Raw genomic sequence first — 23,824 nt, forward strand, 5'->3', positions numbered from 1 at the left:
CCCGTTTTAAACAGAAAATCAATTGTAATCAAAAAATAACCTATGAAAAATCTCGTTTTAGGACTTCTAGCCTTGGGGCTGGTAAGTGCTTGTCAACGTTCAAATTCTGCTGAAAACAAAGATAATAAAGCATACCCTGTTTTGGAAGTTGTTGAAAAAGACACCTTAATTTCCAACGATTTTGTGACGGATATTCAAGCCAAAAAGAATATTGAAATTCGTTCGCGTATTTCGGGTATCCTTCACCATATCTATGTCAACGAAGGACAATATGTCAAAAAAGGACAACCTTTGTTTAAAATCAATGATGCCGAATTGCGGATGGAACTTTCCAAGGCTACTGCAGGCTTACAGCAAGCGACAGCCGATGTTCGTATGGCTGAAATTGAACTCAACCAACACCAAAGTCTTTTCAATAAAGCCATCATTGCCAAGAATGAATTGGACATGATCAAAGCCAAATTGGAAGCCAAAAAAGCACAACGTTCCTTTATGGAAGCGGAACGAAACACCGTGTTGCAAAAAATTGCTTTCACCAAAATCACGGCTCCTTTTGATGGAGTGATTGACGTGATTCCTTTTAAAGAAGGAAGTTTGATTGAAAACGGGGCCTTACTGACTACGTTTTCACAACTGGAAGAAGTGTATGCCTACTTCTCCATTCCCGAAAGTCTTTACTTTCAACTCATTGCTGAAGATAAGCTTGGGAAGCATCAAAAAATTGAATTAGTGTTGCCCAACGGGGTACATTACGACTATAAAGGCACCTTAAAATCGGCCGAAAGCGAAATTGACCGAAGCACAGGGTCTATCCGTTTTAAGGCAGCCTTCCCCAATCCTGAACACTTGATTAAACATGGAACATCGGGTAAATTGGTCATTTCAGAAACACGAAAAGACGTCATTACCATTCCAAAAAAATCTACCTTTTCGATTCAGGATAAAACCTATGTTTTTGTGGTAGATTCCAACCAAAAAGTTCGAATGCGTACGATTCAAATCGGAGCCGTGCTTTCCTCCAATTATTTGGTGAGTCGCGGCATTGAAGAAGGCGATCGTATCATCTACGAAGGCACGCAATCGCTTCGTGACGGGGACCGCATTCAAATCAGTTCCAAAATTTAAGGATCCACGACAAAATCTTTTTACATGATCGAGCTATTTATACGACGCAAGGTGTTATCCTTGGTCATCTCTATATTTTTTGTTTTGTTTGGTGTGATGGCCTTGTTGCAATTGCCCATTACCCAATTCCCCGACATTGTACCTCCCTCGGTAACGGTAACGGCAAAATATACGGGAGCGAATGCTGAAGTTTCGGCCAATGCCGTAGCCTTACCTCTCGAACGCGCCATCAATGGAGTACCCGGAATGACCTATATGTCGACTGTAACTTCCAACGACGGATTGACCATGATTCAGGTGTTTTTTGAAGTAGGAACCGATCCTGATGTGGCAGCGGTAAACGTTCAAAACCGGGTGACCACGGTATTGGACGAATTGCCTGAAGAAGTAATCCGTGCTGGGGTAACCACCGAAAAAGAGGTGAATAGTATGTTGATGTACCTCAATATTACGAGCGAGGACAAAAACATGGACGAGCAGTTTATCTACAACTTTACCGATATCAACGTTTTACAAGAGTTAAAACGTATCGATGGTGTGGGACGTGCCGAAATCATGGGGCAAAAAGAATACTCTATGCGGGTGTGGTTGGATCCCCAAAAATTGAATGCGTATTCGATTTCAGCGCAAGAGGTGATCGCTGCCTTACGGGCACAAAATATTGCAGCAGCTCCCGGTAAAGTGGGAGAAACGTCAGGAAAAACTTCCAGTCAGTTGCAATATGTGGTCAAATACACGGGTAAATTTGCCACGCCCGAACAATATGAAGAAATTCCCTTGCGCGCCGATGCTTCGGGGACTATTTTAAAACTCAAAGACGTCGCCAAAGTTGAATTTGGAGCAATGAGTTACGGAATGGTTTCAAAAACAGATGGAAAACCCTCGGCTTCTATCATGATGAAACAGCGTCCAGGCTCAAATGCTTCCGAAGTAATCGAACGGGTAAAAGCCAAAATGGACGAATTAAAAGGCACTTCCTTTCCTCCGGGGATGAATTACAACCTGGCCTACGATGTTTCGCGATTTTTGGACGCTTCGATTAGTGCCGTAATCAAAACATTGTTGGAGGCGTTCTTGTTGGTGGGTATTGTGGTCTTTTTGTTTTTACAAGATTGGCGTTCCACCTTAATTCCTGTCTTGGCGGTACCTGTGGCCTTAATTGGAACCTTTGCGTTTATGCAAATGCTTGGGTTTTCGATCAACTTATTAACTCTTTTTGCCATGGTGTTGGCTATCGGAATTGTGGTCGATAATGCGATTGTGGTGGTAGAAGCCGTTCACGTAAAGATGGAAGAAGGCTTAGCGCCCTATGAAGCGACTGTGGCGTCGATGAAAGAAATTGCTGGAGCTGTTGTGGCTATTACTTTGGTCATGTCGGCGGTATTTATTCCCGTAGCCTTTTTGAGTGGCCCCGTTGGTGTTTTCTACCGACAGTTTTCGCTGACCTTAGCGATAAGTATCGTTATTTCAGGGGTTAATGCATTAACACTCACGCCAGCATTGTGCGCTATTTTATTAAAACCCCACCAGCATGGCTCGCACAAAGGAGGGTTACAACGCTTTTTTACAAAATTCAATTCCGGTTTTGATCGTTTGACTCAGCGGTATACGAATTTGTTGTCCCGATTTGCCACGAGAACTGCGGTAACATTCGGTTTACTCATCGCCTTTATTGGATTAATGGTAGTCAATAGCAAACTGCTTCCTACCGGCTTTATTCCGCTTGAAGACCAAGGAATGGTGTATGTGAGTGTAACCACACCCCAAGGCGCCACCGTTGAACGTACAGAAAAAGTACTAACGCAAATTACACAGTTGGCCAAAGAAATGGAGGGTGTAGAGAATATAACTACCTTGGCGGGGTACAGTATCGTTACCGAAATTGCGGGGGCATCCTACGGAATGGCGATGATCAACATGAAAGATTGGTCAGAACGCGATATCTCAGCCGATGAACTAATTACACGATTGACCGTTGAAACAGATAAAATTGCCGATGCCGATATTGAAGTCTTTGCGCCCCCAACCGTACCGGGCTTCGGAAACGCGAGTGGCTATGAATTGCGGTTGTTGGATAAATCAGGAAGAACGTTAACCGACACGGATAAAACCACAAAAGCGTTTATCAAAGCCTTAAATGAAGCACCCGAATTACAAAACAACTTCACGGGATTTGATGCAACCTATCCCCAATATCTTGTCCACATGGATTATGATATGGCTACCAAAAAAGGAGTTTCGGTAGAAAACGCAATGGAAACCTTGCAGACTTTGCTGGGTTCGTATTATGCAACCAACTTTATCCGCTTTACGCAAATGTATAAAGTGATGGTTCAAGCCGGACCCGAATTTAGGAATGCGCCAGAAAGTATTTTAAATCTTTATTTAAAAAACGATCAAGGACAGATGGTTCCGTTTTCGACCTTTGTGCGTTTGGAACGTGTGTATGGTCCCGAAATCCTTACCCGTTACAATATGTATATGTCGGCAATGATTAATGGTGAACCAGCGCCGGGTTACAGTTCGGGAGATGCGATTAAAGCGGTAGAACGCGTTGCCGAAAAACAACTTCCCCGAGGATACACCATTGAGTGGTCGGGAATGACGCGGGAAGAAATTTTATCCGGAAATCAAACGACGATTATCTTTTTGATTTGTTTGTTGTTCGTATATCTTTTATTGGCCGCCCAATACGAAAGTTTTTTACTTCCCCTACCCGTTTTGTTGAGTTTGCCTACAGGGATTTTCGGATCGTATTTTGCATTGAGTCTTGCAGGACTTCAAAATAACATCTATGCGCAAGTCGCCTTGGTCATGTTGATTGGTTTGTTGGCCAAAAATGCGATTCTGATTGTAGAATTTGCTATGGCTCGTAACCAAGAAGGAGAGTCGATTGTTTCGGCGGCCATTGAAGGCTCCCGACAACGATTACGCCCCATTCTTATGACCTCTTTTGCTTTTATTGCCGGTTTGATTCCTCTCTGTATTGCTTCTGGCGCGGGTGCTGTTGGAAATCAATCCATCGGTGTGGCGGCGGCTGGTGGAATGCTACTGGGTACTGTTTTTGGGTTACTGATCATTCCTGGGCTTTATATCTTTTTTGCAACCTTAGAAAAAAAATTCAAAAATGAAACAACAACTGCGTAAGGTCATATTTATTTTAGTATGTGGCTGCTTGGCTTCATGTGCTAGTCCAAAATTAGCACCCACGAAGACCCTAGCTCCACTACCTGAAGGTGAGATGGCCATCGTTCCAGATAGTGTCACATTAAAAGAAACCCCCAAACTTTCAACCTACTTTAGTGACAAAAAGTTGGTACAATTGTTTGAAATAGCGTTGGCCTCCAATCCCGATATACAAATAGCAAAAGAGCGTATTGCCATTGCTAATAGTTATTTGGTGCGCAGTAAGAAAGTTCGATTACCCAATTTAGATCTTGAACTTTCGGCGAGTGGTACGCGTTTTGGGGACTATACTATGGAGGGCGTGGGTAACTTCGACACCAACTTGTCGTCCAATATTAATGAGCGACAAATCATCAATACGAATCTTACCCCAAACTATTTTGTGGGCTTACAAAGTGCTTGGGAAGCCGATATTTGGGGAAAACTCAAAAAACTTTCAGAAGCGGCTAGAAATCGTTATTTGGCTTCACGTGAAGGGGAACGCTTAGTGAGAGCAACGCTTTTTACGGATATTGCTGTACTGTATTTTGAATTGATTGCTTTAGACAAGAAGCTTACGATTTATGAGGAAAACTATGCTTTGCAACAAAAAGCGTATGAAATTATTGCCGCTCAACGAAGCGTAGGAAAAGCGACTGAATTGGCCGTTCAACAGTTTCAAGCCCAAAGTAAAAATCTGGAAACTGAAATTTCGTTATTGAAAATTGAAGTGCTCGAAGTTGAAAATGCGCTCAATGCCCTGCTCGGAAAATATACGTATCGTATTGATCGTGGCAATACGTTAATGACGGTCAATAATGAAGATTCCAAAGCAAAAGAACAGTATGTACGTTTGCTTTTCAATCGTCCCGATGTGTTGCAACACTATTTTGAGTTACAAGCGAGTCAGGCCGATGCCAAAGCAGCCAAAGCGGCCTTTCTCCCCCGATTAGTTCTGGGCTCCCGTTTTGGATATAATGCTTTTTCTGCCGAAACCCTTTTCCTTCCCGGATCATTAACCTACCAACTTCTAGGCGGTTTATTCACGCCTTTGTTAAATCGTTCTCAATTGAAATTGGAATTTAATGTGGCTTCCAAAGAACAAGAAATTGCCTTTTGGGGCTACCAAAAAAGCGTAATTCAAGCCTACACGGAGTTGCAAACATTATTGGGAAAACGCGAAATTTATCAAAAAACATTGGCATTGAAAGCGCAAGAGGTCGGGCATTTGAAACGTGCGGTGGAAGTAGCCAACGATTTGTATATCACAGGATATGCTAATTATATGGAATTGATTAATACGCAAAAAAATAAACTTACAGCCGATTTAGATTTATTGCATTTCGAATTGGATACCACATTAAATACGATTATATTATTTAAAGCATTGGGAGGAAGTCTTGAGACCTCGCAATAGATTGAATTGTTTTTTTTTGGTTTTCTGTTGGAACAGGGGTGTTTTTTCGAAAATGCCCTTGTTCTTTTTTGGGGTAAAATGAAAAGTGTTTTTTAATGTAGCTCGTCTTTTTTAAGGATGCAATTGTTTTTTGTAACCTGAGACCGTATATTTTCAAACAAAAAAAGCCCCAAAACAGAGGCTTTAGGGTGATCCGTCAGCCCCGATAGCTATCGGGGGAACCCGAGACCGTATATTTTCAAACAAAAAAAGCCCCAAAACAGAGGCTTTAGGGTGATCCAGTCAGCCCCGATAGCTGTCGGGGGAACCTGAGACCGTATATTTTCAAACAAAAAAAGCCCCAAAACAGAGGCTTCACTGTGATCCAGTCAGCCCCGATAGCTATCGGGGGAACCTGAGACCGTATATTTTCAAACAAAAAAAGCCCCAAAACAGAGGCTTTAGGGTGATCCGTCAGCCCCGATAGCTATCGGGGGAACCCGAGACCGTATATTTTCAAACAAAAAAAGCCCCAAAACAGAGGCTTTAGGGTGATCCAGTCAGCCCCGATAGCTGTCGGGGGAACCTGAGACCGTATATTTTCAAACAAAAAAAGCCCCAAAACAGAGGCTTTAGGGTGATCCGTCAGCCCCGATAGCTATCGGGAGAACCTGAGACCGTATATTTTCAAACAAAAAAAGCCCCAAAACAGGGACTTTAGGGTGATCCGTCAGCCCCGATAGCTATCGGGGGAACTTGAGACCGTATATTTTCAAACAAAAAAAGCCCCAAAACAGGGACTTTAGGGTGATCCGTCAGCCCCGATAGCTATCGGGAGAACCTGAGACCGTATATTTTCAAACAAAAAAAGCCCCAAAACAGGGACTTTAGGGTGATCCGTCAGCCCCGATAGCTATCGGGGGAACCTGAGACCGTATATTTTCAAACAAAAAAAGCCCCAAAACAGGGACTTTAGGGTGATCCGTCAGCCCCGATAGCTATCGGGGGAACCTGAGACCGTATATTTTCAAACAAAAAAAGCCCCAAAACAGAGGCTTTACTGTGATCCAGTCAGGATTCGAACCTGAGACCTACTGCTTAGAAGGCAGTTGCTCTATCCAGCTGAGCTACTGGACCTTAGTCGGGGTGGCAGGATTCGAACCTGCGGCCTCCTGCTCCCAAAGCAGGCGCGATAACCGGGCTACGCTACACCCCGAAAAGAAGCGGAGAGACAGGGACTCGAACCCTGGCGACGGTTACCCGTCGACAGATTAGCAATCTGCTCCGTTACCACTCCGGCACCTCTCCTGATTCTTAAAAATAAAGAACTTTCGCTTAAAGCGGTTGCAAATGTAACGCAACAAAGTAAAAAATACAACTATTTGCACGTATTTTTTATGAATTTATGCTAACCCAAAATAAATCCATTCGTTATCAATTCAATAGCGTTTAAAAAAGTAAAATAACCGTGAAAATACAAGGGGAAAATCAGGCTATTTCCTAAAAAATAGTAGATTTGCACTACAAACAAACCAATTGAAATTTTAAAATTAACATGAGTAAAAAAGTGGTCATCGTTTCGGCAGCTCGAACTCCCATCGGAAGTTTTATGGGCGCCCTATCCTCGGTTGCTGCACCCCATTTAGGAGCAGCTGCCATTAAAGGTGCTTTAGCAAAAATTCAACTCGACCCCAATCTTGTCGATGAAGTCTTAATGGGTAATGTCGTACAAGCAGGTGTTGGACAAGCTCCCGCACGACAAGCGGCTTTATTTGCTGGATTGTCAGAAAATGTAGCGTGTACAACGGTTAACAAAGTGTGCGCTTCTGGGATGAAAGCTATCATGCAAGGTGCACAAGCGATTATGGCTGGGGATGCCGAAGTTGTTGTTGCAGGAGGTATGGAGAATATGAGTATGATTCCCCACTACGTTCACCTGCGTAATGGTGTTAAATTTGGTCCTACTTCCCTAGTCGATGGGATGCAAAAAGATGGATTAACCGATGCCTACGACCACAATGCCATGGGGGTTTGTGCCGACTTATGTGCTACCGAATACAACATTACTCGTGAAGAGCAAGACAATTTTGCAATACAATCCTATCAGCGTTCAGCGCAAGCTTGGGACGCGGGTAAATTTGATGCAGAAGTTGTTCCTGTGGCAGTTCCTCAACGTAAAGGGGACCCCATTATGGTTACCCGCGATGAAGAGTATACCAATGTTCGTTTGGACAAAATTCCAACACTTAATGCCGTTTTTACTAAAGATGGAACGGTTACCGCAGCCAATGCATCAACCATTAATGACGGGGCTGCAGCCTTAGTTTTGATGAGTGCTGAGAAAGCTGAAGCATTGGGATTGCAACCCTTAGCGGTTATCCGCGGATATGCCGATGCAGCACAAGAACCAAAATGGTTTACCACTGCACCAGCAAAAGCCTTACCTAAAGCCCTTGCCAAAGCAGGATTGACTCTTGATGAAGTCGACTTTTTTGAATTCAATGAAGCGTTTTCAGTGGTGGGACTTGCCAATGCAAAAATTTTAAATTTACCCAATGACAAAGTCAATGTAAATGGCGGTGCTGTTTCATTGGGCCACCCGCTTGGATGTTCAGGAGCACGCATCATCGTTACGCTACTCCATGTCTTACAACAAAATGATGCAAAAATTGGAGCTGCAGCTATTTGTAATGGTGGTGGTGGCGCATCTGCTTTAGTTATTGAACGAATTGCTTAATTAGAATGAAGTTTGCCCTTTGTACCCTTTCTGTAATTCCGCTGCGCGCCGAACCGAGTGACCGAAGTGAAATGGTGTCACAAGTGTTGTTTGGGGAACATTTTGAAATTATAGACAAAGAAAAACAATGGCTAAAAATCAAACTTCATTTCGATCAATACGAGGGATGGATTGACCGCAAACAATGCCAGGAAATAACACAAGACCAGTTTGAAAAGTTATCTCAAGATGCATTAATCTTAAATGCAGATTTGGTTGAATATGCCGTCACTCCCGAAAACCAATTAATTCCATTATTACTGGGTGCGTCATTGACGTTTTTAAACCATGGGGACGTCAATCGGGCGCAATTCGGATTTGAAGGCTTAAAGATTACAGGGAAAAAACCGAAATCAGAATTGATTCCCACCGCTTTTATGTATTTGAATGCCCCTTATTTGTGGGGAGGAAAATCACCTTTTGGCATCGATTGTTCTGGATTTACACAGATGGTTTACAAACTCAATGGATACGCTCTTTTACGCGATGCTTCACAACAAGCTACCCAGGGCGAGGTATTAAGTTTTATTGAAGAAAGTGAACCGGGAGATTTGGCATTTTTTGATAATGAAGAAGGTAAAATCATCCACGTTGGGATTATTTTAGAAAACAATTACATCATCCACGCCAGTGGTAAAGTTCGCGTCGATCGATTGGATCATCTCGGCATCTACAACGCTGAGGAAAATCGACACACCCACCGTTTACGGGTAATTAAAAAAGTGATATAAAAAAAGTGCTCTATTTAACTAGAGCACTTTTTTTTTATTTTCCTAATTGAGCTTTTAACTCTTTTACTTTATCATTGCGTTCCAAAAACTTATACACGGTAAGCAATCCATTGATTACACCTTCGTTGTTCGGTTGTAGTTTATAAGCACTTTCTAGAATTGGAAGTACTTTATTGAATAACTTCTGACGCTCCCCTTTTAAAAACTCAAATCGTTTTTGGTCTTTTTCAGTGTAGCCTAGTTTATTCATTTCGTCTACAATTTTTTGATCGGGTTTCAACATCATGTCGGCTAGGTTAACATAGGCATCGACATAATCGGGCTTAATTTCAATGACACGGCGGTAATATTTTTCGGCTTCATCAAATTGATTGTTATTCCCGCTTGTTACCCCAAGGTTGTATATCAAAATGTGATCATTGGGATTTTTCTCCAATACTTCTTTAATGGTTTTTTGGTAATTGGGAACGTCGTTTAACTTTAAATAAATCTCTGCTTCCGACAACAATAAATTGGTATCCCCGGGCAATTCCTTTTTGGCATCGGCTATGGCTGATTTTGCTGCATCCGTTTTACCTTGTTGCAAATAAATCAAGGCAATATTTTTAACAATCTCACCGCGTTTGGAAGGCACTTTTTCTTCTGTAGGATCGGAATACTGACCCAACTCCACAAATTTATTTCGGATGCCTTTATCGGTAAAACTTTCTACTTGTCCCGTTAATTTGTTTTTGGCAAAATATTTCGTGCCTTCTCCGGTATAATTTTTAGACTTCAAAATTTCATAATATTTCAAAGCGCTGTCGTAATCCTTGCCTTCAACCGCATAATTTGCAGCAAAATAGAGGTTTTCCATTTCTTTAGGTTCCATCAAATAAATGCTGTAAAGAATTTTGGATGATTCTGCATATTGCTTGGCGTTACCTAAACTAATGGCTACATTCAATAACTGCCCTTTGAACGTTTGAATGGTTTCGTTAATGTCGTCGGTATACACCTTTTTTCCCGATTTAGCTTCGTAATCCAACGTTTCCCGCATGGCTACTCCTAACGCTTCAATTAAATTAGGGGAAAACAGCTTAGTCATTTGCGCTTGCATCACCACAGGGGACATATTTTTATCCCAAGTCGACATTTCCATCATAGGAACCATGGCTTTGTAGAACTTTAGGTATACTTTATCGGATTCTTCAGTGGCTAATCCTTCCAACTTTTGAACCAAATTTTTGTATTCCGTATACTCTTCGGTTTTTAACGCGTCTTTTGCGTATAATTTTTTTAAAGCTTTCAATTCGTCTTTTTGTGCGAATGAAGCTGTAGCCAAGAACAGGGTTCCCGCTAAAAATAAATGATTGATTTTCATACGATTTGATTTAAAAACGTAAAAAGCCACGATTGAAATTCAACACATGGCTTTTACACAATTATTTTACTTTTTATTCTTCATTTTCGGGAGTAGTATCGTCATTTAATTCGATACCCTCGTTTAGTTCGTCGTCTTCTACCGCTTCCGATTCTTCCTCACGCATCACCTTGGTTACAGCAGCAATGGAATCGTTGTTTTTGATATTGATTAAACGAACTCCTTGCGTGGCTCTACCCATAACGCGTAAGTCGGAAACCATCATTCGAATCGTTAATCCCGACTTGTTGATAATCATTAAGTCATCTTCATCGGTAACATCAGAAATCGAAATCAACTGTCCGGTTTTATCGGTGATATTTAAGGTTTTAACTCCTTTTCCACCGCGGTTGGTAATACGATACACATCTTCGCCATCGTCATCCACCAATTTGGTACGTTTCCCGTATCCATTTTCGGTAACCACCAAAATCTGTTTCTCATTGACTTCTTTTTCGTCAACCGCTACCATTCCGATCACTTCATCTTTTTCGTCGGCTAAAGTGATTCCGCGAACTCCAGAAGCTGTACGGCCCATGGGACGCGTTTTGCTTTCTTCAAAGCGCACCAATTTACCGGACTTCACAGCGATAAGAACCTGACTGTTTCCTGTGGTTAGTTTTGCTTCCAATAATTCATCGTCTTCACGAATCGTAATGGCATTAATTCCATTTTGACGGGGACGCGAATACTGTTCAAGCGGGGTCTTTTTCACCTGACCTTGCTTGGTCGCCATGATGACATAGTGATTGTTGATGTATTCTTCGTCTTTCAAGTCTTTCGTACAAATAAATGCCTTAACCTTGTCATCGCTTTCGATGTTGATTAAGTTCTGAATCGCACGTCCTTTGCTGGCTTTCGATCCTTCAGGAATTTCATAAACGCGCATCCAGTAACATTTTCCTTTTTGTGTAAAGAACAATAAATACTGATGGTTGGTGGCTACAAACAAATGTTCTAAGAAATCTTGATCTCGCGTAGCCGCCGATTTCTGTCCCACCCCGCCTCTATTCTGCGTTTTATATTCCGAAAGAGACGTTCGTTTAATATAACCCGCATGCGAAATAGTAATCACCACATTTTCATCGGCAATCAAATCTTCAATGCTCACATCACCGCCTGCATATACAATTTCAGAACGACGTGCATCACCATATTTTTCGCGGACTTCGATCAATTCTTCTTTGATCAAGGCCATTCGCAAGTCTTTATTGGCCAACAAGTCTTTCAAACGCTGAATCAATTTCATGATATCCTCGTATTCAGCACGCAACTTATCTTGCTCCAATCCGGTCAACTGACGCAAACGCATTTCAACGATGGCACGGGATTGAATTTCCGACAAACTAAAGCGCTCCATCAATTTGGTACGTGCCTCATCGCCGTCTTTCGAACCACGAATAATGGCAATAACCTCGTCAATATTATCGGACGCAATGATTAATCCCTCCAAGATGTGTGCACGTTCTTCCGCTTTTCGCAATTCAAATTGCGTGCGTCGCACCACTACATCATGACGGTGCTCTACGAAATGGTGAATTAAATCTTTCAAATTCAACATCTCAGGACGACCGTTCACTAAGGCAATATTGTTTACGCTAAACGAACTCTGCAATTGTGTGTACTTAAACAACATGTTGAGCACCACATTGGGCACCGCATCGCGTTTTAACTCATATACAATGCGCATTCCGCTACGATCGGATTCATCACGGATATTGGAAATCCCTTCAATTTTCTTTTCATTGATCAAATCCGCTGTCTTTTTAATCATCTCAGCTTTATTGACTTGATACGGAATTTCAGTGACTACGATAGCTTCTTTGCCATTGACTTCTTCAAAATTAACTTTACCGCGAATAACGATACGTCCACGACCGGTTTTAAAGGCTTCGCGAACCCCTTCGTAGCCATAAATCACCCCTCCTGTAGGGAAATCAGGTGCTTTGATGTATTGAAGTAACTCGTCAATTTCTATCGCATTGTTATCAATGTAGGCCAACGTACCATCAACGACTTCCGTGAGGTTGTGCGGTGGCATGTTGGTTGCCATCCCTACAGCAATTCCCGAAGCTCCATTAATTAATAGATTGGGAATACGGGTAGGCATGACTTTGGGTTCATACAAGGTATCGTCAAAGTTCAACTGAAAATCAACGGTTTCTTTGTCGATATCTGCCATTATGTCTTCTGACATTTTTTTCATGCGCGCTTCGGTGTAACGCATGGCTGCTGGACTGTCACCATCGATGGAACCAAAGTTTCCTTGACCATCTACCAATAAGTAACGTAAACTCCATTCTTGCGCCATACGCACCATGGCATCATATACCGAGCTATCCCCATGCGGGTGGTACTTACCGAGTACTTCCCCTACGATTCTCGCCGATTTTTTGTGGGCTCTATTTGAAAAAACTCCTAAGTCATACATTCCATACAACACACGGCGGTGAACGGGTTTTAAACCGTCACGAACGTCGGGTAAGGCACGAGAAACAATTACAGACATCGAATAATCGATGTACGCGCTTTTCATCTCGTCTTCAATGTTGATAGGAATTAACTTCTCTCCGTCAGACATATGCTAAATATTTTATAAAATTTTGGTTCAATTATTCAAACGTGCAATATACATCATTTTGTTTTTTTGAAAAGAAATTCCCGCGGCATATTTCGACTTTTTATTAACAAAATCAAGGGTTGAAACGGTTAATAAATCCCCTGACATCCCTGACAACTATTGCACTTTTTTTTGTCATTTTACAACCATAGGTAGCATCGGAATGATTTTTGCAATTCCAGCTTAGATTTAGTAATTTTACCAAAACCCTTAATCGGATTGCTATGGATGACAATTTTTCACCTCGAGTCAAAGATGTAATCACGTACAGTAAAGAAGAGGCCTTACGCTTGGGACACGACTTTATTGGTACGGAACATCTGATGCTGGGGATTTTACGCGATGGCAATGGGAAAGCGATCACTATATTAAATAATCTTTCGGTGGACTTAGAACATCTGCGCCGTAAGGTTGAAGTATTAAGTCCCCCTAACCCCTCGGCTGACCACAGTATCGAAAAAAAGAATTTACACTTAACACGCCAAGCCGAACGCGCTTTGAAAACAACCTTCTTGGAGGCTAAAGTTTTTCAAAGCACCTCGATTAGCACGGCACATTTGTTGTTGTGTATACTTCGCAATGAAAACGATCCCACAACCAAGCTGTTAAACAAATTGAAAATCGATTATGAAACAGCCAAAGAACAATATCTACAAATGACACCGAAAGACGAAGATTTCATGGATAACCTCCCCAAAAACGAATCCTACAATGACGATTCAGGTCAAGACGACAGCTTGAAGGGAGAAAATTTTAATAATCCCACGAACAAATCCAATAAAAAGTCAAAAACGCCTGTTTTAGACAACTTTGGTCGGGATTTAACCGAATTGGCTGAAGAAGGAAAACTGGACCCTGTAGTGGGTCGTGAGAAGGAAATTGAACGGGTTTCTCAGATTCTCAGCCGCCGTAAAAAGAACAATCCCCTGTTGATTGGTGAACCCGGGGTGGGTAAATCAGCTATTGCAGAAGGATTGGCTTTACGCATTATTCAAAAGAAAGTTTCCCGCATCTTATTCAACAAACGCGTAGTAACGCTAGATTTGGCGTCTCTGGTAGCGGGAACAAAATACCGTGGCCAGTTTGAAGAGCGTATGAAAGCGGTGATGAATGAGTTGGAGAAAAATGACGACATTATTCTTTTTATTGACGAAATCCACACGATTGTCGGCGCGGGTGGTGCTACGGGTTCGCTCGATGCCTCCAATATGTTCAAACCGGCTTTGGCCCGTGGCGAAATTCAATGTATTGGTGCCACCACGCTAGATGAATACCGTCAATATATTGAAAAAGATGGGGCTTTGGAACGTCGTTTTCAAAAGGTAATTGTTGAACCTACGACAGTGCCCGAAACCATCACGATTTTGAATAACATCAAAAATAAATACGAAGATCACCACAACGTCATTTATACGCCCGAAGCAATTGAAGCTTGCGTGAAATTGACCGATCGATACATGTCTGAACGTTTCCTTCCCGACAAAGCGATTGATGCTCTTGACGAAGCTGGTTCACGCGTTCACATCACCAACATTGATGTCCCTAAACAAATTTTGGACTTGGAGCGTCAGTTGGAAGAAGTCCGCGAACTTAAAAATTCGGTCGTAAAACGGCAGAAGTACGAAGAGGCTGCAAAATTGCGCGATGACGAGAAAAAGTTAGAAAAGGAACTAGCGATCGCCCAAGAACAATGGGAAGAGGATTCCAAAAACAATCGTATTCAAGTCACCGAAGACAATGTCGCCGATGTGGTATCGATGATGACGGGCATTCCTGTCAATCGTATTGCACAAACGGAAAGTAACAAACTAGCGCATCTGCCTGAATTACTTCAAGGTAAGGTCATTGGTCAAAATGATGCCGTGTTGAAAATTGCGCGTTCGATTCAACGAAACCGCGCGGGGCTCAAGGATCCGAATCGTCCTATTGGTTCCTTTATTTTCCTAGGATCAACAGGGGTAGGTAAAACGCAACTGGCGAAAGTATTGGCCAAAGAATTGTTTGATTCTGAAGATGCCCTTGTTCGTATTGACATGAGTGAATATATGGAAAAATTTGCCATTTCTCGTTTGATTGGAGCGCCTCCTGGTTATGTTGGGTATGAAGAAGGAGGTCAATTGACCGAAAAAGTGCGTCGTAAACCGTATTGTGTAGTGCTTTTGGATGAAATTGAAAAAGCACACCCCGACGTGTTCAACATGATGCTTCAGGTTTTGGATGACGGCTATTTGACCGATAGTTTGGGACGAAAAATCGACTTCAAAAACACGATTATTATTATGACTTCCAATGTGGGAGCGCGACAGCTGAAGGATTTCGGTCAAGGCGTTGGATTTGGTACCGCTGCAAAAGTGGCTCAAGCCGACGACCATTCCAAAAGTATTATCGAAAATGCGTTGAAGAAAACCTTTGCGCCTGAGTTCTTGAATCGTATTGATGACGTAATTGTCTTCAATTCGCTAGAAAAAGAAGATATCGATAAAATTATTGAAATCGAATTGTCCAAATTGTACGCACGTATTGCCGATTTAGGATACACCCTTACATTATCGGATACTGCCAAAGCATTTATTGCCGACAAAGGATTTGACAAACAATTTGGAGCGCGTCCGTTGAAGAGAGCGATTCAAAAATATGTCGAAGATGCGCTTGCCGAGGAAATCATCACCGCCAAGATTAATTCGGGCGACGAGATTCACATGGACATTGAAGAAGGAGCCGAAGAATTATCGGTGACTGTTCAAAAAAAGGGCGAAACGACAAATTAATCATTTCATAACTTTAAAAACGAACCACGAGTAATCGAAATCATTTATTTCGTTTCTTCGTGGTTTATTTTTTATCATGCAAAAACTCATCTTAGGTTCGGAAGAATGGTGCGGCTTTCCCCAACTGGGGCTCCCTACCATAAAAGCGCGCGTCGATTCGGGTGCTAAAACCTCTGCGCTTCATGCCGTCAATATTGCTCCTTTTCAAAAAGAAGGTGAAACTTGGGTAAAATTTGACATCAATCCCATTCAAAAAAATCAAAAAACAATTATTCATTGTGAAGCCAAAGTGGTCGACAAACGCGTCGTCAAAAGTTCGAGCGGCTATCGCGAACAGCGCTATGTGATTCAAACCGATTTGCAATTGGGTGACGAATGTTGGTCGGTAGAAGTAACCTTGACCAATCGCGATTCGATGGGATTTCGCATGCTACTGGGTCGTGAAGCCATGAGTGGCCGAATTTTGGTCGATCCCGAGCAGAAATACTTGTTGGGCGAACCCACCACAGAATACCTCAAAGAAGTTTACCAAAAAGCCGTAGCCCAACGAACCGGTTTACGCATTGGTTTGTTGGCCAGTAATCCTGAACTTTACAGCAACCGGCGGATTATGGAAGCGGGAGAAGCACGGGGGCATGAAATGCATTTTTTGAATATCAAAGAATGTTATATGAAACTCGATGCGGTTAAGCCTGAAATTCATTACCGTGGCGGGAAAATATTGGACAATTTTGATGCGATTATTCCGCGCATTCGTCCCAGCATTACTTTTTATGGTTGTGCGCTCACCCGACAATTTGAGGCGATGAAAGTGTATTGCTTAAATTCGGCCAAAGCGATTACACAATCCCGAGATAAACTGTACTCGTTGCAACTTCTCCTCCATCACGGGGTTGATATTCCCACGACGGGTTTTGCCAATTCGCCTTTGGATACCGATGATTTGATAAAAATGGTAGGCGGAACTCCGTTGATTGTCAAACTTTTGGAAGGAACCCAAGGCAAAGGAGTGGTATTGGCCGAAACCAAAAAAGCTGCAGAATCGGTGATTAACGCGTTCAAAAGTTTGAATGCGAACATTTTGGTCCAAGAATTCATTAAAGAAGCCGATGGAAAGGATTTGCGTTTGTTTGTTGTGGATGGAAAAGTAGTGGCCGCCATGCAACGAGAAGCAGCACCGGGAGAATTTAGAGCCAACATTCACATGGGGGGAACCGCCTCTGTGGTCAAAGTAACGCCCGAAGAAAAACGGATTGCCATCAAAGCCGCCAAAGCGATGGATTTGAAAGTAGCGGGTGTCGACATTATTCGCTCCTCCAAAGGGCCGTTATTGCTCGAAGTGAACTCATCGCCAGGATTAGAAGGTATAGAGGGGGCGACGAACAAAGATATTGCGGGAGAAATGATTAAATCAATAGAAAAGAATTTCAAATGGAAGTAGTTTCAAAAGGCCTTATTGCAGCCATAGCGCTGTTGCACGGCTACATTTTATGGTTGGAAATGTTTGCTTGGACCACCCAAGCGAAAAAAGTTTTTAGAAGCATTCCCGAAGATTTGTTTGAAAAAACAAAGGTGTTGGCCGCCAACCAAGGACTTTATAATGGATTTTTGGCCGCCGGATTACTGTGGTCGCTGGCCATTACGGATCCCAATTGGGCCAAAAATGTGGCCTTATTTTTCTTAATCTGTGTATTTATCGCTGGATTGTATGGTGCAGCCACGGCCAGCAAACGGATTTTTTATGTACAAAGTGTTCCTGCCTTGTTGGGAATTTTGAGTGTGTTGTTTCGGGAGATTTAAAGGTTAAAAGAATATGAAAAAAGGACTTGTGCTACTTCTTTTGGGGTTACATCAACTCATAACGAGTCAGACCACAGCTGGAGTAGAAAAAAATTTCTATAGCATTCAAACTGGAATTGCGGGGATTTGGATAACGAATGAAACGCGACTTTCAAATGCTATCGCTTTACGAAGTGAAATTGGATTAGAACACGATTTTACAGTGGGGCAACATTATGATAATGCTGGATTTATTTTACAACCCGTTTTGACTGTAGAGCCAAGGTTATACTACAATTTACGTAAGAGAAATGCTCAAGGCAGGAAAACCAGCTTCAATAGTGGGGATTTTCTTTCGATAAAAACGAGCTACCATCCCGATTGGTTTGTACTCAATTTAGACGCTAATTTTACGAAAACAGCAGACTTATCCATTGTACCAACTTGGGGAATTAAACGTCAAATTGGATCCAATTTTACCTACGAGACGGGTCTCGGATTCGGGTATCGAATTGTTTACTTAAAAGCAAACCGTAATCAAGGGTCGCAATACAGCAATGATGGGATTCAAAACAGACATCAATACGTTCCCTATTTGCATTTCCGTATAGGGTATGTTTTCTAAACTGAAGAATGTAAAATTCAGTTTTGTGAATCAACGCTTGAATTACATGCATATCGATTATTAGTATATCATTCTGTTGCACAAAAATTGCAATTCTACCTAAACTCCTTTTTATTGGATTTGCACGACGAATTTCGATTCAGCCCCGATGGAAGCGGCATCCCCCGATGGCAATCGGGGATATAGCGGACAGCGGGTGGGTATGCCTTTGAACGACAAAATGAGTTGCTGCCTCAAAAAAAACAGCACTTTCCAACCTTTTGGTGTTCGTTACACTCTTTACAAAAAAACGAATGTATGCAACGAACTCCGACTTCCCTACTCTATTTATGCGGCCTTTTGTGGGGGCTTTTAGTAATGCCCTCGGCTTGGTGTCAAACGCTTAGCGGTACCATTGTAAGCAATAACCCGCAAGATTTCTCAGGTATCGAGATTATCAATGTAAATAACAATCACGCTACGGTTACCACGGCAACGGGAACGTTTGTGATTAAAGGACAAAAAAACGATGTCCTTCGGCTGATTACGCCCTATCGAAACTACCGGGTTAAAGCAAAAGCGGTAGACCACTGGACGATTGATCTTGAAAAGTTGAAACGTCAAATCATCAAACAGGAAAGAAAACAACAAGCTAAAGAAGATCGTCTCTATCGACGTGCCAATCAACGTAATCATCGCCGTTCCGCTCGGGTTAAAAAACCCCAACGCATTGAAATCAACGACCATGAACGGTATGACAATCCGTTTAAAAAACCTGTGATCGGACGAGTGTTTGATGCCTCGGGTTCGCTCCCTGGGGCCACAGTTCAAATTAAAGGAACTACCAAAGGGGTGCATACTGATATCGAGGGCTATTATGGCATCGACGCAAAAATTGGTGATGTGTTGCTTATTTCATTTTTGGGCTACAAATCCATTGAAATTAAAGTAACGCATCCGATTATGAATGTTGTCCTTGAAGACGCAAGTGTGACTTTGGAAGAGGTGGTAATATTGCCCTATCATTCGAGAAAATCGAAAAAAATTGACCGCGTTCCCGATTTGGCAATGGCGGCCAAACCTGTTGCTGCTGCCGTTGAAGAAGCGAGACACGCAGCCCCTTCTACCTCAGGTTTAAGTAGCGCTACCCTACCCAAGGCGGGACAATTGACCGCTACTGAAGTCAATGATTTTAGCCATTATACCTATTGGCAAGGCCTTACAGAAAACGAACTCAATCAATGGAAAAATTACTGGAAAATCTGTCCCACAAAGCGGTATTCCTTGGTTTTAAAAAATGAAAAAGGCTTTCCCGTGGTCAATAAAAAGGTTTTTCTTAAATCGGGCGAAACAACACTTTGGGTGGGTCGAACCGACAATACCGGTCGCGCTGAGTTGTGGGACTCGCCGGAAACAGATCGTACTAGTTTGGGGGGCGGCTTCCAAATTACGGATGAAAAAGGGACCGTATTATGCCCACATCCTAAAGAATTTCTAGACGGAATCAACAGTTATACCTTTCAAAAAGAATGTACCTCGCAATCCAAAATCAATATCGGATTTATGATCGATGCCACCGGTTCTATGGGCGACGAAATCAGCTATTTGCAATCGGAATTGTTTGATGTGATCGAACGAACCAAACAACAGCTCCCTGACGCCACGGTGGCGATGAGTAGTTTATTTTACCGCGACAATGGCGACGATTATGTGGTAAAAAACTTTGATTTTACGACGGCTATTCCCAACGTAATAGAATTTATCAAAAAACAAAGGGCCGGCGGCGGCGGCGATTATCCCGAGGCGGTTATTGAAGGCTTGGAAAATGCCATCCATCAAATGAGTTGGGAGGACGATGCGACTTCAAGACTTCTTTTTGTGGTATTGGATGCGCCACCCCATTATTCAGATGCAACCATAAAAAAACTACAACTCTTGGGACGACAGGCGGCTGAAAAAGGCATTCGTATTATTCCCCTAGCCGCCAGTGGTATTGACAAATCTACCGAGTATTTGATGCGTGCTTTGGCCTTGGAAACCAATGGAACGTATCTCACATTGACCAACCATAGCGGTATTGGAGATAACCACATTGCGCCTTCTGCAGAAAGCACCAAAGTGGAAATGCTCAACGAACTGTTGCTTCGCATCATACAGCAATTTAGCGCCATCAATCATTGCGATCAAGAGGAAAAGGACTTTGCACAAAATACACTCTTGAACGAACAAAGTACCCAAGACAAACCCATTACCTTTACCTATGCGCCCAATCCAACTACCGATGTGGTGACCCTTCGCATAGATCAGCCCGCAAGCGAAGTCTTTCTATTTGACACCAAGGGAAAACTAATTTTTTACCGCACGGAATCGGCTACCGAATATACCTTGGACCTAACCGGATTACCCAATGCCATATATTACGTTAAGGTCATCGTTGGGGACCAAAGCTTGTATGGAAAAATAATCAAACAAAACTAAGGTATCATGAGGAACTTCGTCCTTCGGCTACTATTGAACAGCCTTGTTTTGGGTTCGGTTATGGCTCAACACCCCACCGAAAAATCGGAAGCTACATTGTATTTTGACACCAACCAGTTTCAACTTACTTCATGGCACCAAAAGCAATTGGATTCACTTTTTCCCTATGACAATGGGATAGGGTTAAAACATGAGTTTCACGTTACAGGCTATACGGATGAAACGGGTCCGCTGGCTTATAACCAATGGCTCTCCACGCAACGAGCTACTTCGGTAGCGGATTATTTACTTCAAAAAGGAATTGAAGAATTTGCTTTGGTCTGCAAAGGTGACGGAATATGTTCCTTTTTAGATTCGAATGCAAAACAACGAAGCGTAGCAGTTGAGCACCGCCGTATTCGGGGTTGTGGATTGATGGAGGAAACGATGGATACGATTGCCTTTGGAGCGCCCTATTTCAAAAACATTGCGGCGTATTTCGACACCAAAAGCATGATTCGCGATCGCGTTTTTGCCATTGATATACACGAAAAATTAATCAAAACAGCGGGAATGTATTTGTTTGAACCGAATGAAGACTTGTTTAAAACCGTTAACGCCAACACCGTCGTTCGCTTTTGTTTTCCTTTGGCAAAAGGTAAAAAATATGATCCCGACATGAAAGTTTGGCGATTGGTTTTTAATGAAAAAGGCGAAAAACGTTGGGGAGAAACTGTGGTTCCTGTGCGTTTTAATCCGAATTCCTTTTGCTATGAAGTTGTGATGAATTGTATTTATTTACGCGGAGAACGCGGGTTAAACATTGATAAAAACCGACCTGTTTCGGAAATGGAAATCGAAATTTCATTATATAAAAATATTGATGTTTTGGATGTTGAACTCACGGAGGCTGATTTTTCAGCGGTGGAAGAGAAAAGAAACCAAAAAATCTACCAATTTGTGGGGTTAACTACACAAGAATCGGGGTATTTCAAAGGGAAATTTAGAAAAAATGGCCTCGAACATGAATTGAGTTTTCCACTAACAAGTTGCACCAAAACAGTACGTCCCGACGGAAGAAACACCTATTATCTCTCGGAAAAAAGTCATTTTTGGGTCGATGGAAAAGAGTTCAACGGACCCCGAAGTCTTTGGCAACGCATTGGAGATTGGTTTCGGAAAAAAGAAGAGCCGTTGTAGACTGATTTACTCTAAATCAATCACAAAACTTCGTAAAAACGCCACCGATTTTTCAATATCGTAATGTAAAATGCGGTCCACTTCTACGAGCGGCACCTCTTCCCGGTACGATTTCAAGAAACTTTCTAAAAATTCGCTGCTGCGAAGGGGTCTTCTGAATTCAATCGCCTGCGAAGCATTCATTAGTTCGATGGCTAAAATTCGCTCCAAATTGTCCACAATGCGTAAGGCTTTAGTGGCGGCATTGGATCCCATACTCACGTGATCTTCTTGTCCGTTGCTGGAAACAATACTATCAACCGAAGCAGGTGTCGCCAATTGTTTGTTCTGACTAACAATACTCGCCGCCGTGTATTGCGGAATCATGAACCCCGAATTGAGTCCGGGATCATTGACCAAGAACGCAGGCAATCCGCGTAAACCAGAGATCAATTGATAGGTACGGCGTTCAGAAATACTACCAATTTCGGCCAAGGCTATGCCCATAAAATCAAGCGCCAACGCCAAGGGTTGTCCGTGGAAATTACCGCCGGAAATAATTTTATCGCTTTCGCGGAAGATGTTGGGATTATCGGTCACCGAATTGATTTCGGTTTTGAACACTTTTTTCACATACTCCAAGGCATCTTTACTCGCCCCATGCACTTGTGGAATACAACGGAACGAATACGGATCTTGTACGTGTTGTTTGGGTTGCCCAATGATTTCGCTGCCTTCCAATAAATCGCGCATGCGTTCGGCCGTGGTCACCTGTCCCTTGTGCGGACGAACGTAATGAATCAAATCATCAAAAGGTTCGATACGACCGTCAAAGGCTTCCAAAGAAATGGCCGCTACAACATCGGATAAATAGGTCAGTTTCATGGCTTTCAAAAGCACAAAACAACCGTAAGCACTCATAAACTGGGTACCGTTCAACAAGGCCAATCCTTCTTTGGATTGCAAAACGATGGGGTCCCAACCTTTGTTTTGCAACACTTTAGCCGCAGGTTGACGGAAACCATCTGCATACACCTCACCTTCACCAATCAAGGGCAAACACAAATGCGCTAAGGGGGCTAAATCACCACTGGCGCCCAACGAGCCTTGTTCGTAAACTACAGGAAGAATATCATGGTTGTAAAAGTCAATCAAACGTTCTACCGTGGCCAATTGCACGCCCGAATGTCCATAACTTAAGGATTGTACTTTCAACAATAGCATCAATTTAACAATCTCGTGCGGTACTTCGGGTCCGGTGCCACAGGCATGCGACTTCATCAGGTTGACCTGCAATTGAGACAAGTTGTCATTGGAAATTTTCACATTACACAACGATCCAAATCCGGTATTGATTCCGTAAATGGGGTCACTTTGCGCCGCCATTTTGGCATCCAAATAGGAACGGCATTTTTGAATATTCACCTTGGCATCCTCCGACAATGCGATTGTTTTGCCTTGATGAATGATTTCGTGCAATTGTTCTAGTGTTAAAACCTCTGAACTAATGTAATGTAGGGTATCCATGAAACCTGATTTGCGTCCAAAATTCAACAAACCCATTAGATTATGCAACAAAAACTTTGGATTTTTATTGACATATCTGTAAAAACTGTCCTAAAAAAAAGAATTTGTTGACAATTCAAATTCCGATAACGATATACTATTTTAATATTCGCAAAAGTTTAGGCCAAACTTTGTTGTTTACCGCATTGTTTTAACTTTGTCATTATGAAATTAGCATTGAAAACAACGTTTTATACTTTTTCAGCCACAACTTCGGCTGTTGTTTTCTATGGCACAACCACCACGACCCCATAAG

14 protein-coding genes and 3 tRNA genes are annotated in these 23,824 nt (G+C 42.4%); 11 read left to right on the top strand and 6 right to left on the bottom strand.

The features are described 5' to 3' along the window. Positions 1-42: 42 nt before the first annotated feature. Genes BUC17_RS05330 through BUC17_RS05340 form a run of 3 tightly spaced genes read left to right on the top strand, consistent with a single transcriptional unit; the run spans position 43 to position 5,707 of the window. Complete coding sequence (locus BUC17_RS05330) at positions 43-1,125, top strand: efflux RND transporter periplasmic adaptor subunit (protein WP_073362367.1); 1,083 nt, start codon at positions 43-45, stop codon at positions 1,123-1,125. A gap of 24 nt (positions 1,126-1,149) precedes the next feature. Next, positions 1,150-4,272 carry an efflux RND transporter permease subunit gene (locus BUC17_RS05335; protein WP_073362369.1) on the top strand — a complete coding sequence of 1,041 codons (3,123 nt, stop codon included), beginning with the start codon at positions 1,150-1,152 and terminating at the stop codon, positions 4,270-4,272. Continuing rightward, positions 4,253-5,707 (top strand): TolC family protein, encoded by a 1,455-nt coding sequence (locus tag BUC17_RS05340; RefSeq protein WP_073362371.1) that lies wholly within the window; start codon positions 4,253-4,255, stop codon positions 5,705-5,707. Before BUC17_RS05335 ends, BUC17_RS05340 begins: the two co-directional genes overlap by 20 nt. A 1,042-nt stretch (positions 5,708-6,749) precedes the next feature. Here BUC17_RS05340 and BUC17_RS05345 read toward each other — a convergent pair. The 3 genes from BUC17_RS05345 to BUC17_RS05355 form a co-directional block, all read right to left on the bottom strand. Continuing rightward, positions 6,750-6,823 (bottom strand) — tRNA-Arg (locus BUC17_RS05345). 4 nt (positions 6,824-6,827) lie between these two features. After that, positions 6,828-6,902, bottom strand: a tRNA-Pro gene (locus BUC17_RS05350). 8 nt (positions 6,903-6,910) lie between these two features. After that, positions 6,911-6,994: transfer RNA gene (locus tag BUC17_RS05355), tRNA-Ser, on the bottom strand. Positions 6,995-7,241: 247 nt separating this feature from the next. Between BUC17_RS05355 and BUC17_RS05360 the strand changes: the two genes are divergently transcribed. Beyond that, complete coding sequence (locus BUC17_RS05360) at positions 7,242-8,423, top strand: acetyl-CoA C-acyltransferase (RefSeq protein WP_073362372.1); 1,182 nt, start codon at positions 7,242-7,244, stop codon at positions 8,421-8,423. Positions 8,424-8,428: 5 nt separating this feature from the next. Then, complete coding sequence (locus tag BUC17_RS05365) at positions 8,429-9,193, top strand: C40 family peptidase (RefSeq protein WP_073362374.1); 765 nt, start codon at positions 8,429-8,431, stop codon at positions 9,191-9,193. Positions 9,194-9,227: 34 nt separating this feature from the next. Here BUC17_RS05365 and BUC17_RS05370 read toward each other — a convergent pair whose 3' ends face one another. Both BUC17_RS05370 and gyrA read right to left on the bottom strand, forming a co-directional pair. Further along, positions 9,228-10,556 carry a tetratricopeptide repeat protein gene (locus BUC17_RS05370; protein WP_073362376.1) on the bottom strand — a complete coding sequence of 443 codons (1,329 nt, stop codon included), beginning with the start codon at positions 10,554-10,556 and terminating at the stop codon, positions 9,228-9,230. Between the two features lie 73 nt (positions 10,557-10,629). Further along, positions 10,630-13,176: a DNA gyrase subunit A gene (gene gyrA, locus BUC17_RS05375; protein ID WP_073362378.1), complete on the bottom strand. Its 2,547-nt coding sequence runs from the start codon at positions 13,174-13,176 to the stop codon at positions 10,630-10,632. 263 nt (positions 13,177-13,439) lie between these two features. Here gyrA and BUC17_RS05380 point away from each other — a divergent pair, with 263 nt between their 5' ends. The 6 genes from BUC17_RS05380 (at position 13,440) to BUC17_RS05410 (ending at position 22,023) form a co-directional block, all read left to right on the top strand. Then, on the top strand, positions 13,440-15,983 hold the full coding sequence (locus tag BUC17_RS05380) for an ATP-dependent Clp protease ATP-binding subunit (RefSeq protein ID WP_073362379.1): 2,544 nt from the start codon (positions 13,440-13,442) through the stop codon (positions 15,981-15,983). Positions 15,984-16,059: 76 nt separating this feature from the next. After that, on the top strand, positions 16,060-17,424 hold the full coding sequence (gene rimK / locus BUC17_RS05385; protein ID WP_073362381.1) for a 30S ribosomal protein S6--L-glutamate ligase: 1,365 nt from the start codon (positions 16,060-16,062) through the stop codon (positions 17,422-17,424). Further along, positions 17,415-17,783, top strand: coding sequence for a DUF1304 domain-containing protein (locus BUC17_RS05390; protein ID WP_073362382.1), 369 nt, complete (start codon positions 17,415-17,417; stop codon positions 17,781-17,783). The genes rimK and BUC17_RS05390 overlap by 10 nt, the downstream gene beginning before the upstream one ends. Before the next feature lie 13 nt (positions 17,784-17,796). Further along, complete coding sequence (locus tag BUC17_RS05395; protein ID WP_073362384.1) at positions 17,797-18,387, top strand: hypothetical protein; 591 nt, start codon at positions 17,797-17,799, stop codon at positions 18,385-18,387. Positions 18,388-18,684: 297 nt separating this feature from the next. Continuing rightward, positions 18,685-20,844 carry a carboxypeptidase-like regulatory domain-containing protein gene (locus BUC17_RS05405; RefSeq protein ID WP_083544753.1) on the top strand — a complete coding sequence of 720 codons (2,160 nt, stop codon included), beginning with the start codon at positions 18,685-18,687 and terminating at the stop codon, positions 20,842-20,844. A 6-nt stretch (positions 20,845-20,850) separates the two neighbouring features. Continuing rightward, on the top strand, positions 20,851-22,023 hold the full coding sequence (locus BUC17_RS05410; protein ID WP_083544756.1) for an OmpA family protein: 1,173 nt from the start codon (positions 20,851-20,853) through the stop codon (positions 22,021-22,023). Between the two features lie 6 nt (positions 22,024-22,029). Here the strand turns inward: BUC17_RS05410 and hutH are convergent, their stop codons facing one another. After that, positions 22,030-23,529 (bottom strand): histidine ammonia-lyase, encoded by a 1,500-nt coding sequence (gene hutH, locus BUC17_RS05415; RefSeq protein WP_073362457.1) that lies wholly within the window; start codon positions 23,527-23,529, stop codon positions 22,030-22,032. Positions 23,530-23,824: the final 295 nt, after the last annotated feature.

The organism is Flavobacterium fontis (assembly GCF_900129405.1).
In the GTDB taxonomy this organism is placed as follows: Bacteria; Bacteroidota; Bacteroidia; order Flavobacteriales; family Flavobacteriaceae; genus Flavobacterium; species Flavobacterium fontis.

Excerpts from the sequence above, each read along its gene's own strand:
- BUC17_RS05330 (WP_073362367.1), top strand. The coding sequence starts at position 43 with ATGAAAAATCTCGTTTTAGGACTTCTAGCCTTGGGGCTGGTAAGTGCT.
- BUC17_RS05335 (WP_073362369.1), top strand. The coding sequence starts at position 1,150 with ATGATCGAGCTATTTATACGACGCAAGGTGTTATCCTTGGTCATCTCT.
- BUC17_RS05340 (WP_073362371.1), top strand. The coding sequence starts at position 4,253 with ATGAAACAACAACTGCGTAAGGTCATATTTATTTTAGTATGTGGCTGC.
- BUC17_RS05360 (WP_073362372.1), top strand. The coding sequence starts at position 7,242 with ATGAGTAAAAAAGTGGTCATCGTTTCGGCAGCTCGAACTCCCATCGGA.
- BUC17_RS05365 (WP_073362374.1), top strand. The coding sequence starts at position 8,429 with ATGAAGTTTGCCCTTTGTACCCTTTCTGTAATTCCGCTGCGCGCCGAA.
- BUC17_RS05370 (WP_073362376.1), bottom strand. The coding sequence starts at position 10,556 with ATGAAAATCAATCATTTATTTTTAGCGGGAACCCTGTTCTTGGCTACA.
- gyrA (WP_073362378.1), bottom strand. The coding sequence starts at position 13,176 with ATGTCTGACGGAGAGAAGTTAATTCCTATCAACATTGAAGACGAGATG.
- BUC17_RS05380 (WP_073362379.1), top strand. The coding sequence starts at position 13,440 with ATGGATGACAATTTTTCACCTCGAGTCAAAGATGTAATCACGTACAGT.
- rimK (WP_073362381.1), top strand. The coding sequence starts at position 16,060 with ATGCAAAAACTCATCTTAGGTTCGGAAGAATGGTGCGGCTTTCCCCAA.
- BUC17_RS05390 (WP_073362382.1), top strand. The coding sequence starts at position 17,415 with ATGGAAGTAGTTTCAAAAGGCCTTATTGCAGCCATAGCGCTGTTGCAC.
- BUC17_RS05395 (WP_073362384.1), top strand. The coding sequence starts at position 17,797 with ATGAAAAAAGGACTTGTGCTACTTCTTTTGGGGTTACATCAACTCATA.
- BUC17_RS05405 (WP_083544753.1), top strand. The coding sequence starts at position 18,685 with ATGCAACGAACTCCGACTTCCCTACTCTATTTATGCGGCCTTTTGTGG.
- BUC17_RS05410 (WP_083544756.1), top strand. The coding sequence starts at position 20,851 with ATGAGGAACTTCGTCCTTCGGCTACTATTGAACAGCCTTGTTTTGGGT.
- hutH (WP_073362457.1), bottom strand. The coding sequence starts at position 23,529 with ATGGATACCCTACATTACATTAGTTCAGAGGTTTTAACACTAGAACAA.